The organism is Pseudoduganella violacea (assembly GCF_014191875.1).
GTDB lineage: Bacteria > Pseudomonadota > Gammaproteobacteria > Burkholderiales > Burkholderiaceae_D > Rugamonas > Rugamonas violacea_A.
In genome coordinates, this window is the sequence record NZ_JACHXD010000012.1 from 153,052 (window position 1) to 167,783 (window position 14,732).

Sequence of the window (14,732 nt, forward strand, 5' to 3'; positions counted from 1 at the left end):
TCATGAAAAAAGAAGACATCCTCATCTTGTTCCAGCAGCAAAAACTGTCCCTGGACAGCGCGCGCCTGGCGCTGGAGCGCGCCCGGCAGGCGCGCCCGCTGCCGCTGTCGGCGATGCAGCGCGATATCTGGGCCCTGCAGCAGGGCGCGCCCGGCAATACCGCCTACCAGGTGCCGCTCGTGCTGCGGCTGCGGCGCGCCCTCGATATGCCGGCGCTGGAAGCGGCCTGCCTTGACCTGGCGCTGCGCTTCCCTATCCTGGGCAGCACCTTCCGCGCAGCCGAGGGTCAGCCCTGGCGCCATGAGTACAGCGCAGCCGCGCCGGTGATCGCGGCGCAGGCCAGCGGCCCGTTGTCCGACGCCGCGCTGGTCCAGGTCTTGCGGGACTTGAAAGCGGCGCCGCTGGATCTGGCGGCCGGCGCGCCCTGGCGGCTGCATGTGCTGCAACTGGCGCCGGACGAGCATATCCTGATGCTGGTGGTGCACCATATCGTCTACGATGGCGCCTCCACCTTGCCGCTGGCTGCCACGCTGCTCGATTACCATGAGCAACGCCGCCGCGGCGAGCTGCCGCTGTGCGTGCCGGACCATGCCGGCTTCGAGGAGTATGTGGCGGCCGAGCGCAGCTGGATGGACAGCGCCGCCGCCGCGCAGGCGCTGGCGTACTGGCAGCGGCAGCTGGACGGCGAATTGCCGATCCTGGAGCTGCCCTGCGACGCGCCGCGTCCGGCGGTACGCTCCAGCGAAGGCGCCGTCGTCAGCGCCCGTCTGGACGATGGCGTCGCCGCCGCGCTGGCCGCCGCCGCCGCCGGCGCCGGCGTCAACCGCTCGGTGCTGTTCCTGGCCGCCTTCCAGCTCATGCTCGTCAGGTATAGCGGCCAGCAGGATCTGGTGCTGGGCCTGCCGATGTCGAACCGCGCCCCGCAGCAGCACGGCGCGGTCGGCAATTTCATCAATATGGTGCCGTTGCGTGGCGCCCCGCGCCCGGACGAGATCGGCGCCGACTACCTGCGCCGCCTGCAACAGGACATGAATCTGGCGCGCGACCATGCGCGCTATCCGTTGGCAGCGCTGGTGCGCCACCTGAACGTGCCGCGCAGCGCCAGTGTCGCGCCGGTGTTCCAGGCCGTTTTCTCGTACCAGAATTTTGCCCGCCAGGGCGAGGAGGCGGCCTTCGGCGCGCGCCACCAGGCGCAGTTCCTGAATATCGTGCACCAGGAAGGGGAGGCCGATATCGGCCTGGAAGTGTTCGAGCGCGAGGACGCTTGCCGCGTCAATCTGAAATACAGCAGCGTGCTGTTCCAGGCGGCGACGGCGGACCGCATGCTGCAGCACTTCCTGCACCTGCTGGCGCAACTGGCGGCCGAACCGCAGCGTCCGATGGGCGATTGCGACATGCTGCTGCCGGCCGAGCGGGCGCTGATGCTGGGCGCCTGGAACGACACGGCCGCCGCCTGTCCCGAGCAGCCCTTGGCCGTGCTGTTCGAACAGCAGGCCGCGCGCCAGCCCGATGCCCCGGCCGTCACGGCGCAGGGAGAAACGCTGAGCTATGCGCAGCTGAGCCAGCGCAGCAGCGCCCTGGCCAGCCGGCTGGCCGGCGGCGCGGGCCGCTTGGTCGGCGTCTGCATGGAGCGCAGCACCGACCTGCTGGTTGCGCTGCTGGGCGTGATGAAGGCGGGAGCGGCGTATGTGCCGATCGACCCGTCCTATCCGGCCGAGCGCATGCGCGCCATCGCCATGGATAGCGGCGCCGCCTGCTTCCTGGCGGATGCGGCTTCGCTGCCGGCCTTGCGCGCCGCCGCCGGCGCCTCGGCGCAACTGCTCGACATCGCCGATCTGGGCCTGGACCGGCCGGCGCCGGCACCGGCCGTGGCGCCGCATGCTCTGGCTTATGTGATTTACACCTCGGGCACCACCGGCAAGCCGAAAGGGGTGATGGTACCGCAGCGCGCCCTGGTCAACCTGCTGGCGTCCATGGCGCGCCAGCCCGGCATGGCGGCGGGCCAGCGCATGCTGGCCCTGGCCACGTTTGCCTTCGACATGTCGATACCAGAACTGTTCCTGCCGCTGCTGACGGGCGGCCACTGCATCCTGGCCGAAGCGCAAGCCGCGCGCGATCCGCAGCGCCTGATGGCGGCGCTGGAAAGGCACCAGCCGCACCTGATGCAGGCCACGCCCACCACCTGCGCCATGCTGTTCGAGGCCGGCTGGCGCAATCCGCAAGGCACCATGATCCTGTGCGGCGCCGAGGCGCTGACCGAGCGCGTGCGCCAGCAATTGATCGACAGCGGCAGCGTGGCATGGAATATGTACGGTCCCACCGAGACCACCGTCTGGTCCACCATGGCGCCGATCGGCGCCGGCTTGCCGATCACGCTCGGCCGTCCGCTGGCCAATACCCAGGTGTATATCGTCGACGAGCGCATGCGCCTGGTGCCGCCCGGCCTGGATGGGGAGCTGTGCATCGCCGGCGCCGGCGTCACGGCCGGCTACCTGGGCCAGCCGGAGCTGAGCGCGGGCCGTTTCGTGGACGACCCCTTCGCCGGCGCCGGCAAGCTGTATCGCACCGGCGATATCGCGCGCTGGCTGCCCGACGGCCAGATCGCCTTTGTCGGCCGCAACGACTACCAGGTCAAGCTGCGCGGCTACCGCATCGAGCTGGAGGAGGTGGAAAACCGGCTGAAGGCGCATGCCGACGTGGAAGACGCGCTGGTGGTCGTCAACCAGCAGGGGAAACTGCGGCGCCTGGTGGCGTATATCGTGCCGCGCCGCGCGGTGGAACCGGCGCGGCTGCGCGCCTGGCTGCTGGCGGCGTTGCCGGCCTACGCGGTGCCCTCCCTGTATGTGGACCTGGCCGCGATACCGCTCAACAGCAACGGCAAGGCCGACCGCAAGGCGCTGATGGCTTTGCCGGTGGCGCTGGAGGCGCCGGCGCCGGTGGCCGACGGCATCGAAGCGGAGGTGCTGGCGATCTGGCGCCGCGTCCTGAAGCTGGACGGCATCGGCGCCGAACATGGTTTCTTCGATGTCGGCGGCGATTCGCTGGTCGCGGTGGAGCTGGCGGCGGCCATCAGCGAAGGCATGGGCCTGCCGTTTTCCGTGACCCGCCTGTTCCAGTATGCCTGCGTGCGCGACATCGCCCAGTACGTGGCGCAGCAGCGCGCCCAGGCCGGCGTTGCCGCCGCCGGGCCGGCGCAGCAGGCGGCGCGCCCGGCGCCGGAGGCCGATGGGCTGGCCATCATCGGCATGTCGCTGCAAGTGCCGGGCGCCGACAGCGCCGCCGCCTTCTGGTCCAATCTGGCCGCCGGGGTGGAAAGCGTGGAACGCCTGGAGCGCGAGCAGCTGGCGGCCCTGGGCTTGCCGGCGCCCCTGCTGCAGCATGAGCGCATGGTCGGCGTACGCGCCCCGGTCGCGCACAAGCACAGTTTCGACGCCGAATTCTTCGGCATCTCCGCGCGCGACGCGCGCCTGATGGACCCGCAGTTCCGGCGCCTGCTGCAGCATGCCTGGCTGGCGGTGGAGGACGCCGGCTACGTGCCGGCGGCGCTGCGCGACGCGGCGGTGTTCGTGTCGGCCAGCCACAGCGAACACGGGGCGCTGGCCGCGGCCGCGCACGGCGGCGAGCATGCGGCCCTGGACGACGAGGGCGATTACGTGCGCTGGATCCTGTCCCAGGGCGGCAGTATCCCGACCATGATCTCGCACAAGCTGGGATTGACCGGTCCCAGCCTGTATGTGCACAGCAACTGCTCTTCGTCGCTGTCCGCGCTGTACGCCGCCTGGCACAGCATCCGCAGCGGCGAGGCGCGCCATGCGCTGGTGGCCGCCGCCACCCTGTATGCGCAGGAGCGGGTCGGCTACGTGCACCAGCGCGGCCTGAATTTTTCCAGCGACGGCAAGCTGAAGGCCTTCGACCAGGACGCCGACGGCATGGTGCCGGGCGAGGGCGTGGTGGTGCTGCTGGTGAAACGGCTGGCCGACGCCATCGCCGACGATGACCACATCTACGCCGCCATCCGCGGCGTGGCCCTGAACAACGACGGCGCCGACAAGGCCGGCTATTACGCGCCCAGCGTCGGCGGCCAGAGCGCGGTGATCGAGGGCTTGCTGCGTTCCACCGCGACCGACCCGAACTCGGTGGTGTACGTCGAGGCGCATGGCACGGGCACCCGCATCGGCGACCCGATCGAAGTGGCGGCGCTGACGGCGGCCTACCAGCGGCTCGGCGCGGGCCAGAACTATTGCGGCCTGGGCTCGGTGAAGTCGAACCTCGGCCATCTGGACACGGCGGCCGGACTGGCCGGGCTGGCCAAGGTGGCGTTGAGCCTGTACCACGGCAGCCTGCCGCCGACGCTGCACTTCCGCCAGGCCAATCCGGCGCTGGAGCTGGCCGGTTCGCCGTTCTACATCGCCGAGCGGCTGACGCCGATCGCCGGCGCCGGCGGCCCGGTACGCGCGGCCGTCAGCGCCTTCGGTGTGGGCGGCACCAACGGCCATGCGCTGCTGGAGCAGCGGCGCCGCGCTGCGGTGCCGGCGCCGCTTGGCGCGGCCAGCCATATCGTGCCGCTGTCGGCCAAGTCGGCGCAGCGCCTACTGGCCCAGGTGAGCCAGCTGGAAAGCTGGCTGGCGACGCCGGCGGGACAGGGCGCGGCGCTGGCCGATATCGCCGCCACCTTGCAGCGCGGACGGGTGGCGATGGCGCGGCGGGTGGCCCTGGTGGCGCATTCCCACGCCGACCTGGCGGCGCAGCTGGCCGCCCTGGCCGGCGGCGGCCTGGCCGCGCGCGCCGCGCCGGAAGACGCCGAGCAGGGCAGCCTGGCCTGGACCGCCTGGGAATGGGAAAGCGGCCGCCTGAGCGACTGGCAGACATTGCCGGCGGCCGGCCAGCGTATCAGCCTGCCCGGCTATCCGTTCGAAAATGTCGACTATCCGCCACCGCGCCGCGCCCTGGCCGCCGCGCGCCTGCACCCCCTGCTGCATGAAAACATCTCCACCGTGCAGCAAACGGCGTTCCGCAGCCGTTTCGACGGCAGCGAGCCATTCCTGCGCGACCACGTCCTGCATGGGCAGCGCGTGCTGCCGGGCGCCGCCTACCTGGAAATGGTGCGCGAGGCGGCCAGCCGCGCCGTTGCCGCCACAGGCCAGGAGGTCAGCCTGCGCAATGTGGTCTGGCTGCGGCCATTGGCCGTGACGCAGGCCAGCGTGGACGTGAAGCTCGCTTTCAAGCGCCTGGTCGACGGCGCGCTGGCGTTCACGGTCAGCGCGCTGGCCGATGGGGCGCCGTATTGCCAAGGCCAGATCGCCGTCGCCGCGCCGGCAGCGGCGGCGGCGGCGCTGGATCTGGCGCATTTGCGCGCACGCTGCCAGACGCCGCGGCTCGACGCGCAGTCCTGCTACCGGCGCTATGCGCAGTTGGGCCTGCGCTACGGCGCGGCCCATCGCGGCGTGCGCCAGGTGTGGGGCGATGGCGATGAACTGCTGGCGCAACTGGAGCTGCCGGTCCTCGATCCCGGCTGCATGCTCGATCCCGGCATGCTCGATTCGGCCTTCCAGGCCACCATCGCGATCCATGACGGCAGCGCTGCGCAGCAGGCGGCCGTGCCGTTCGCCCTGGAAGCCTTGCATGTCCATCGCGCCTGCGCCCCGCGCATGTGGGCGCATATCCGCTTCGGCCCCATACCGGCCGCCGCCGGCGCCTTCCGCAAGATCGACATCGATCTGTACGACGATGAAGGACGCCTGTGCGCCGCCGTGCGCCAACTGGCGGCGCGCCAGCTGGCCGTGCTGCCGGCGGCGCCCGATGCTCCGGTCCTGGAGGACGAAGCCACGCTGCTGGTGGCGCAAGCGCGCTGGGCGCCGCTGGCCGTGGCGCCGCAGCCGGCGCCGCTGGCCGTCCACCGCCACGTGATCCTGGCCGGAATGACGGCGGCGCGCGCGCAGCGTCTGGAAACGGCCTTGCAGGGCAGGGCGGACCTGGGATGCACGCTGTGGCCGGCCGGCGGCGCCGGCGTGGCGGCGCGCCTGCACCAGAACACCCTGGCGCTGGTGGCTTGGCTCAAGCAACTGATTGGCCAGCGCCGCGCCGGCGCGCAGCTGCTTCAACTCTGCGTGGAAGCGGGCGAAGCGCAATGGGCGCAAGCGGCCCTGGCCGCCGTGCTCAAGAGCGCGATGCTGGAGTATCCCGCCCTGCGCGCGCAGTTGCTGCTGTTGGAGGACGGCGCCGACGCCGCCTTGCCGGCCATGCTGGAGCAGGCGGCCGCGCAGCCGGATGCGCTGCAGCTGCGCTGGCGCGGCGGCGTGGCCGAACGCCGCGCGCTGGCGAAGCTGGCGCCATGGGCCGCCGCCCCGGCCCCCTGGCGCGCCGACGGCGTGTATCTGATCACCGGCGCGGGCGGCCGCATTGCCGCCTTGCTGGCGCATGAAATCGCGCGCCTGGCGCGCGGCGCCACGCTGGTGCTGGCAGGACGCGCCGCGCAGGGACCGCGCGCCCTGCTCGACAGCCTGGCGCAAGCCGGCGCGCGCACCGATTACGTGCGCCTGGCCCTGGAGGACGGAGCCCAGGTCGGCGCCGCGCTGGCCGGGGTGGCGGCGCGCCATGGCGGCCTGCATGGCGTGCTGCATTGCGCCGGCGCGCTCGGCGACAGCTTCATCCTGAACAAGAGCGAGGCCGAGGTGGCGCGCGTGCTGGCGCCCAAGGTCGACGGCACGCTGCACCTGGACGCCGCCACCGCCGCCATGCCGCTCGACCTCTTCCTGCTGTTCTCCTCGGCCGGCGCCTTCCTGGGCAATGAGGGCCAGGCGGATTATTGCGCCGCCAACGCCTTCCTGGACGCCTTCGCCGCCGAACGCGAGGAATGGCGCCTGCGCGGCCGGCGTCATGGGCGCAGCTTGTCGCTCGGCTGGCCCTTGTGGGCAGAAGGCGGCATGCGGCCCGACGCCGCCAGCCTGCGGCGCATCGAAAGGCAGTTGGGGATGAAGCCGCTGCCAAGCCAGGGCGCGTTTGCCGCGCTGTATGCGGCGCTGGCGACGCCGCACCCGTCCTTGCTGTTGCTGTACGGGAAAGCCGATCTGCTGCAGCGGGCGCTGGAAGCGGCCGCCGCGCCGGCCCCGCTGCAGCCCAACGAACAGGCCGAAACGGCCGGAAAGATGACCATGCAAGCTGTCGCGTACCCACCGCCCGCCGCCCACGGCCCGCAGTTGCAGGAGGCGGCGGAGGACTATTTCAAGGCCCTGCTGTCGGACGTGCTGCAAACCCCGGCCGCGCGCATCGACGCCCAGGCGCCGCTGGAAAACTACGGCATCGATTCCATCATTGTCGTCAAGCTCAACGAGCGGCTGGAACAGGTCTTCGGCGCGCTGTCGAAGACCCTGTTCTTCGAATACCAGACGCTGCGCGCCCTGGCAAGTTACTTCGTCGAGGCCCACCGCGGCGCGCTCGAAACGCTGCTGGGCCGGACGTCGGCGGCAGCCATGCCAGTCCAGGCCACGCCGCCCGCCATCGCGCTGGCGCCGGCGTTGGCCGCCGTGTCGGCCACGACGGCGCAGCCGATACCGGCGCCAGTGCCGGCCTTGGCCGTGGCCGACATCGCCATCGTCGGCCTGGCCGGGCGCTATCCCGGCGCCGAGACGGTGGACGCGTTCTGGCGCAACCTGCGCGACGGCGTCGACAGCATTCGCGAGGTGCCCGCCGAGCGCTGGGACCATGCCGCCTATTTCCATCCCGATCCCGGCCATGCCGGCACCTGCTATACCAAGTGGGGCGGCTTCCTGGACGGCGTGGACTGCTTCGATGCCGGCTTCTTCAATATTTCACCGCGCGAAGCGGCCATCCTCGACCCGCAGGAGCGCGTCTTCCTGGAAACGGCGCATGCCGCCATCGAGGACGCGGGCTATACGCGCCATAGCCTGGGCGGCGCCGCCCGGGGCCGCCCAGGCCGCGTCGGCGTCTACGTGGGCGTGATGTACCAGGAATACCAGTTGTACGGCGCCCAGGCGACGGCCCTGGGCCAGGTGACGGCCTTGCCCAGCAGCCCTTCGTCGATCGCCAACCGCGTCTCGTACTTCTGCAATTTCCAGGGGCCAAGCATGGCGGTCGACACCATGTGCTCGTCGTCGCTGAGCGCCATCCACCTTGCCTGCCAGAGCCTGCGCCTGGGCGAATGCAGCGTGGCGCTGGCGGGCGGGGTGAACCTGTCGATCCATCCCAACAAATACCTGCTGCTCTCGCTGGGCAAGTTCGCCTCCACCAAGGGCCGTTGCGAAAGCTTCGGCGCCGGCGGCGACGGCTACGTGCCGGGCGAGGGCGTGGGTGCGGTGGTGCTCAAGCCGCTGGCGCACGCGCTGGCCGACGGCGACCATATTTACGGCGTGATCAAGGGATCGGCGCTGAACCACGGCGGCAAGACCAATGGCTTCTCGGTGCCCAACCCGGTGGCCCAGGCCGACGTCATCGGGCTGGCGCTGGAACAGGCCGCGCTCGCGCCGCGCGCCTTGGACTATATCGAGGCGCACGGGACCGGAACCTCGCTCGGCGATCCGATCGAGATCAGCGGCTTGAGCAAGGTGTTCGCGGCCGCTACGCAGGAGCGCCAGTTCTGTCCCATCGGCTCGGTCAAATCGAATATCGGCCATTGCGAAAGCGCGGCTGGCATGGCGGCGCTGAGCAAGGTGCTGATGCAGCTGCGCCACAACGCGCTGGCACCGTCGCTGCATTCGGCGCAGCTGAATCCGAACATCGATTTCGCGGCCTCGCCGTTTTACGTGCAGCGTGAACTCAGCGCCTGGCCGCGTCCCGTCGACGCGGCCAGCGGCACGCAGCGCGCGCGCAACTGCGCCATTTCCTCCTTCGGCGCGGGCGGCTCGAACGCGCACCTGATCGTGCAGGAATATGTGGCGCCGGCGGTGCAAGCCGCGCCGGCGGGCGCGCCACAACTGATCGTGCTGTCGGCGCGCACGGCGGCGCAATTGGCCGAACAGGCGGGCCGCCTGCTTGGCTGGCTGCGCGCCGAGGCGTCCGCCCCGGACCTGGCCAGCCTGGCCTACACCTTGCAGACCGGGCGCGAAGCCCTGGCGCACCGCTACGCCGTGGTGGTGGCCTCGCCGGCGCAGCTGGCGGCGGCGCTGGAACGCTGCAGCGCCGGCCAGCCCGCCGCCGGCAAGGAATTCCGCCATGAGGTGGACGGCCCGGACGAGACCCTGGCCATGCTGGGCCGCGACGAATTGTTCGACCAACTGGTCGCCGGCTGGCTGCAAGCCGGCCGTCTCGACCGCCTGGGCCATTTGTGGACGCGCGGCCTGGCGCTCAACTGGACGCTGCTGCACCCGGCCGGCGCGCCCGGCCGGCTCAGCCTGCCGACCTATCCCTTCCGCCGCGACCGCCATTGGGGCGTGCCGGCCATCGTCGGCCGCCACGGCGCGGCAGCGGCGCCTGCCGCTGCCGCGCTGCCCGCGCCCGTGCCGGCGTCCCTACCGGCGGCGGCATCCGGGCCGCTTGCTGCCGCCATGCCGGCAGCGGTATCGCCGCCCAGGCCTGCGCCCGCCGCCGTGCCGGCAACGGCTGCGGCGCCGGACGCGGCGCAGGTGCGCGCCGCGCTGCGCCAGTCCTTCGCGGCCGCGCTCTGCATGGACGAGCAGGACGTCAAACTCGACCTGCCGCTGGTCGATATGGGCATGGACTCCATCGTCGGCGTCGAATGGGTGGGCACGATCAACAAGCGGTATGCGCTGGACCTGCAGGCCGCGCTGATCTATGACCATCCGACCATCCGCGCCATGGCCGCTTTCGTGGCGGCGCGGCTGGGCGCGGCGGCGCCTCCGGCCGCGGCGCAGCCCGCCGCGCGGCCGGCCATCCGCCTGCCGGAGCCGGGCGCCACACCGGCCGCCACCGCGCCCGCCGCCTTGACGCCGCCGCCGGTGCGCCTGCAGACGGCGGCGGCGGGCGCGGCGCCCGCCCCGGCAGCGCTGGCCGCCCCGGTCGCGGCCACCGCTGCCGCCACGGCGGCAATGGCGCGGCCTACCGACGCCGCGCCAAGCCAGGCGGCCGTGCGCACCTTCCTGACCGCCAGCCTGGCCGAGGCGCTGTATCTGCCGCAGGAGGAGATCAAGCCGCATACGGCCCTGGTGGATCTGGGCCTGGACTCGATTGTCGGCGTCGAATGGATGCGTGAAGTGAACCGGCATTTCGGCCTCAGCCTGCCGGCCACGGCGGTGTACGACCATCCCAGCATCGTCGCGCTGGCCAGCCACGTCGGCGCGCTGCTGGCGCCGGCGGCGGCCGAACCGGCGGATCTCGACAGCCTGCTGCGCGCGGTGGAGCAGGGCGCCATCGACGTGGCCGAGGCCGACGCCCGATGGCGCCGGCTGGCCCAGGCCGATGGCGCGGCGCCGCAGCCGGAAAGTTCTGTTTAACCAAGTACTTTGCATCAAAAATTAAAAAGGATCATTACCATGCCACACAATCCAGGCCAGATTTTCGAACTGCTCGTGCAGCACACGCGGGAAGTCATCCCCGAACTCGAAGCGCATGAGTTCGTCCCGGCCGACAGCCTGAAGGCCCTGGGGGCCAATTCGATGGACCGGGCCGACATCATCATGATGACGATGAGCGCCATCTCCCTGCGCTGCGCGTTGATCGACCTGGCGCGCGCGGCCAATATGGGCGAGCTGGCCGCCCTGATGCATGAAAAGCTGGCCCATGCATAAGGCCCTGATCAGCGGCATCGGCGTGGTGTCGGCGATCGGCGTGGGGCGCGCGGCCTTTGCCGACGCGCTGTGGCAAGGGCGCAGCAATTTCGGCGTGATGCGGCGGCCCGGCCGCCAGAGCGCCGAATCGGCCTTCCTCGGGGCCGAAATCGCCGCCTTGCCGGAGTTGCGCAATGGGCGCGGCCAGCCTTACCGCAAGCTGTCGCTGTCGACCCATGCGGCGCTGGCCACCGCCGACGAGGCCTGGACCGATGCCGGCCTGGCCGCGCTGGACCCGCAACGGATCGGCCTGGTGCTGGGCGGTTCCAATCTGCAGCAGCGCGCCGCCTTGCTGGCGCTCGACCCGGTGCGCGAGCAGCCGTGGTATACGCCGCCGCACTACGCCGCCAGCTACTGCGACAGCGATATCGCGGCCTGGTGCGCCGAGCATCTGGGCGTGCAGGGCCCGGTCTGGACCGCCGGCGCGGCCTCGGCCAGCGGCCTGCTGGCCGTGGTCGAAGCCGCGCGCGCGGTGGTCAGCGGCGAGCTCGACGCCTGCATCGCGGTCGGCGGCCTGAGCGATCTGTCGCACCTGGAATGCCAGGCCTTCCGCTCGCTGGGCGCGATGGGCTCGGCCCAGTATGCCGACCAGCCGCAGCGCGCCTGCCGCCCGTTCGACACGGCGCGCGATGGCTTCATCTATGGCGAAGCCTGCGCCGCGCTGGTGGTGGAATCGGTGGACTCGGCGCGGCGGCGCGGCGCGTCCGCCTATATGGCCATCAACGGCTGGAGCGCGGTCAGCGACGCCAGCCGCCAGCCCCATCCCTCGCAGCAGGGCGAAATGCGGGCCGTCGGCCAGGCCCTGGCGCACGCCGGCTGGCGCGCCGCCGAGATCGACTACGTCAACCCGCATGGCAGCGGTTCGCCGCTGGGCGACGAAACCGAGCTGGCGGCCCTGCGCGCCAGCGGCCTGGGCGACGCCTGGATCAACACCACCAAATCGCTGGCCGGCCATGGCCTGACCGCCGCCGGCGCCGTGGAAACCGTGGCCCTGGCCTTGCAGATGCGCGCGCAGCGCCTGCACCCTTGCGCCAACCTGGAACAGCCCATCGGCGGCGCGCGCTGGGTGCCGGCGCAGGGCAGTCCGGCCCGCATCGGCAAGGCGCTCAAGCTGAGCATGGGCTTTGGCGGCATCAATATCGCCATGTGTTTCCAGCATCCTTCGCAGTTCAATTAAGAATGGAGTAGCTCTATGATGTCCGTGGGTATTGAATCGATGAATGTGTTCGGCGGCAGCGCCGCGCTCGACGTGGCGGCCCTGGCCGAGCACCGCAAGCTCGATACGACGCGCTTTGCCAATCTGCTCATGCGCGAAAAGGCGGTGGCGCTGCCGTATGAGGATCCGGTGACCTTCGGCGTGAACGCCGCCTTGCCGCTGGTGCGCGCGCTGTCGGAGGCCGAGCGCGACCGCATTGAGCTGCTGATCACCTGCACCGAATCGGGCATCGACTTCGGCAAGTCGCTCAGCACCTATATCCACCATCACCTGGGGCTGGGCCGCAATTGCCGCCTGTTCGAGATCAAGCAAGCCTGCTATTCAGGCACGGCCGGCTTCCAGATGGCGGTCAGCTTCATCCTGTCGCAGGCCTCGCCGGGCGCCAAGGCGCTGGTGGTGGCCACCGACATCTCGCGCTTCATGGTGGTGGAGGGCGGGGAGGCGATCAGCGAGGACTGGTCCTTCGCCGAGCCGAGCGCCGGCGCCGGCGCCGTGGCCATGCTGGTGAGCGACCAGCCGCACATCTTCCAGGTGGACGTCGGCGCCAATGGCTATTACGGCTACGAGGTGATGGACACCTGCCGTCCGATCCCGGACAGCGAGGCCGGCGATTCCGACCTGTCGCTGATGTCCTATCTCGATTGCTGCGAAAACGCCTACCGCGAATATGCGCGCCGTGTGCTGGACAGCAACTTCGGCAACACCTTCCAGTACCTGGCCTTCCATACGCCGTTCGGCGGCATGGTCAAGGGCGCCCACCGCACCATGATGCGCAAGCTGCTGCAGGCCCGCCCGTCGGACGCGGAGGCCGATTTCGCCCAGCGCATGCAGCCCGGCCTGAATTACTGCCAGCGGGTGGCCAATATCATGGGCGCCACCGTGTTCCTGGCGCTGGCCAGCACCATCGACCATGGCGATTTTTCCAGCCCGCGGCGCGTCGGCCTGTTTTCCTACGGTTCCGGCTGCTGCTCGGAGTTCTACAGCGGCGTGGTGACGGCCGAGGGCCAGGCCCGCCTGGGGCGCATGGAAATCGGGCGCCGGCTCGACCAGCGCTACCAGCTCTCGCTGGCCGAATACGACGCCCTGCTGATGGGCAGCGGCATGGTGCGCTTCGGCACCCGCAACGTCACCATCGACCCGGCGCTGCTGGGCGGGGCGCGCGCCGCCATCGCCGGCAAGGGCTTGCTGACGCTGAGCGCCATCCGCGAATTCCACCGCGAGTACAGCTGGTCATGACGCGCTATTCGAGCATCGCAGTCAGCCGCCAGGGGCCGGTGTGCCTGATCCAGTTCGCGCGCGAGGCGGCCGGCAACACCATCAACGCCACCCTGGTCAGCGAATGCCTGGCCGCGCTCGATGGCCTCGACGCCGGCTGCACCGTGGTGGTGCTGCGCGGCCATGCCGGCACCTTCTGCAACGGCGCCGATTTCGCCGCCGTGCAGGGCGCCACCGACGCGCGCGAACAGGCGCCCGAGGCCTTGTACGCCTTGTGGACCCGGCTCGCCTACGGCCCCTTCGTCTCGGTCGCGCTGGTGGAAGGGCGCGCCAATGCCGGCGGCATCGGTTTCGTCGCCGCCTGCAATATCGTGCTGGCCGGGCCGCGCGCCGAATTCAGCCTGTCGGAAATGCTGTTTGGCCTGCTGCCGGCCTGCGTCATGCCCTTCCTGGCGCGGCGCGTCGGCTGGCAGCGGGCGCAGTACATGACGCTGATGACGCGCGCCTTCGATGCGCCGCAGGCCCTGCAATGGGGCCTGGTCGATGCGCTCGACGAGCGCTGCGAGGTCTTGTTGAGCAAGCACCTGAGCCGCCTGCGCTGCCTGCCGGCGGCCGCTATCGTGCGCTACAAGCGCTACCTGGCCGAGTTGCCGGCCGGGATCGAGGCGGCCCGCCCCCTGGCGCTGGCGACCAACCGCGAAGTGTTCGCCGACCCGGACAACCTGGCGGCGATCGAGCAATACGTGAGCCATGGCCGCCTGCGCTGGGAGCGGCCGAACCAATGAGCGAGACCATTATGGAGCATGGCATGACAGAGGCAGTCCAATTGACCGAGCATGGCGGCGGCGTGGTGCAGATCACGATGCAGGACCGGAGCGAGAAAAATACCTTTTCGCACGCCCTGGTCGGCGGCCTGATCGAGGTCTACGCGCGCATCGCGGCGCGCCCCGACTACAAGGCCGTGGTGCTGACCGGCTACGACACCTATTTCGCCTCGGGCGGCACGCAGCAGGGCCTGCTCGCCATCCACGAGGGCAAGATGACTTTCGCCGACGTCAATATGTACAGCCTGGCGCTGGACTGCCCGATTCCGGTGGTGGCTGCGATGCAGGGCCACGGCATCGGCGGCGGCTTCGTGATGGGGCTGTACAGCGATATCGTGCTGCTGAGCCGGGAAAGCATCTACACCACCAATTTCATGAAATACGGCTTCACGCCGGGCATGGGGGCGACCGCCGTGGTGCCTTACCGCCTGGGCGAGAGCCTGGCGCACGAGATGCTGATGACGGCGGCCAATTTCCGCGGCGCCGAGCTGGAACGGCGCGGCGTGGCCTGCCAGGTGCTGCCGCGGGCCGAGGTGCTGCCGCGCGCGCTGGAGATCGCCGCCGGGCTGGCGCAAAAACCGCGCGCCGCCCTGGTGCTGCTGAAGCGGCACATGACGCGCGCGCTGCGCGAGCGCCTGCCGCAATGCATCAGCGAGGAAATCGCCATGCACGAACATACCTTCCACCAGCAGGCGGTCGCCGACCGCATCGCCACCGCCTTCGGCCGTTAGGGAGAGC

Annotated in this window: 6 protein-coding genes; all 6 read left to right on the forward strand. The window is 70.7% G+C overall.

The features are described from left to right. Nucleotides 1–2 precede the first annotated feature (2 nt). From FHS03_RS20080 to FHS03_RS20105, 6 genes are read left to right on the forward strand one after another with little or no spacing between them, the layout of a single operon-like run. On the forward strand, nucleotides 3–10,406 hold the full coding sequence (locus FHS03_RS20080) for a non-ribosomal peptide synthetase (protein WP_183442712.1): 10,404 nt from the start codon (nucleotides 3–5) through the stop codon (nucleotides 10,404–10,406). Nucleotides 10,407–10,445: 39 nt separating this feature from the next. After that, a complete protein-coding gene (locus FHS03_RS20085) occupies nucleotides 10,446–10,700 on the forward strand; it encodes an acyl carrier protein (RefSeq protein ID WP_183442713.1) in 255 nt (84 codons plus the stop codon). Further along, nucleotides 10,678–11,916 (forward strand): beta-ketoacyl synthase N-terminal-like domain-containing protein, encoded by a 1,239-nt coding sequence (locus FHS03_RS20090; RefSeq protein ID WP_221208198.1) that lies wholly within the window; start codon nucleotides 10,678–10,680, stop codon nucleotides 11,914–11,916. The genes FHS03_RS20085 and FHS03_RS20090 overlap by 23 nt, the downstream gene beginning before the upstream one ends. Nucleotides 11,917–11,931: 15 nt before the next feature. After that, nucleotides 11,932–13,191 carry a hydroxymethylglutaryl-CoA synthase family protein gene (locus tag FHS03_RS20095; protein WP_183442715.1) on the forward strand — a complete coding sequence of 420 codons (1,260 nt, stop codon included), beginning with the start codon at nucleotides 11,932–11,934 and terminating at the stop codon, nucleotides 13,189–13,191. Continuing rightward, nucleotides 13,188–13,955, forward strand: coding sequence for an enoyl-CoA hydratase/isomerase (locus tag FHS03_RS20100; RefSeq protein ID WP_183442716.1), 768 nt, complete (start codon nucleotides 13,188–13,190; stop codon nucleotides 13,953–13,955). The genes FHS03_RS20095 and FHS03_RS20100 overlap by 4 nt, the downstream gene beginning before the upstream one ends. A 23-nt stretch (nucleotides 13,956–13,978) precedes the next feature. After that, on the forward strand, nucleotides 13,979–14,725 hold the full coding sequence (locus FHS03_RS20105) for a polyketide synthase (RefSeq protein ID WP_221208199.1): 747 nt from the start codon (nucleotides 13,979–13,981) through the stop codon (nucleotides 14,723–14,725). Nucleotides 14,726–14,732 lie beyond the last annotated feature (7 nt).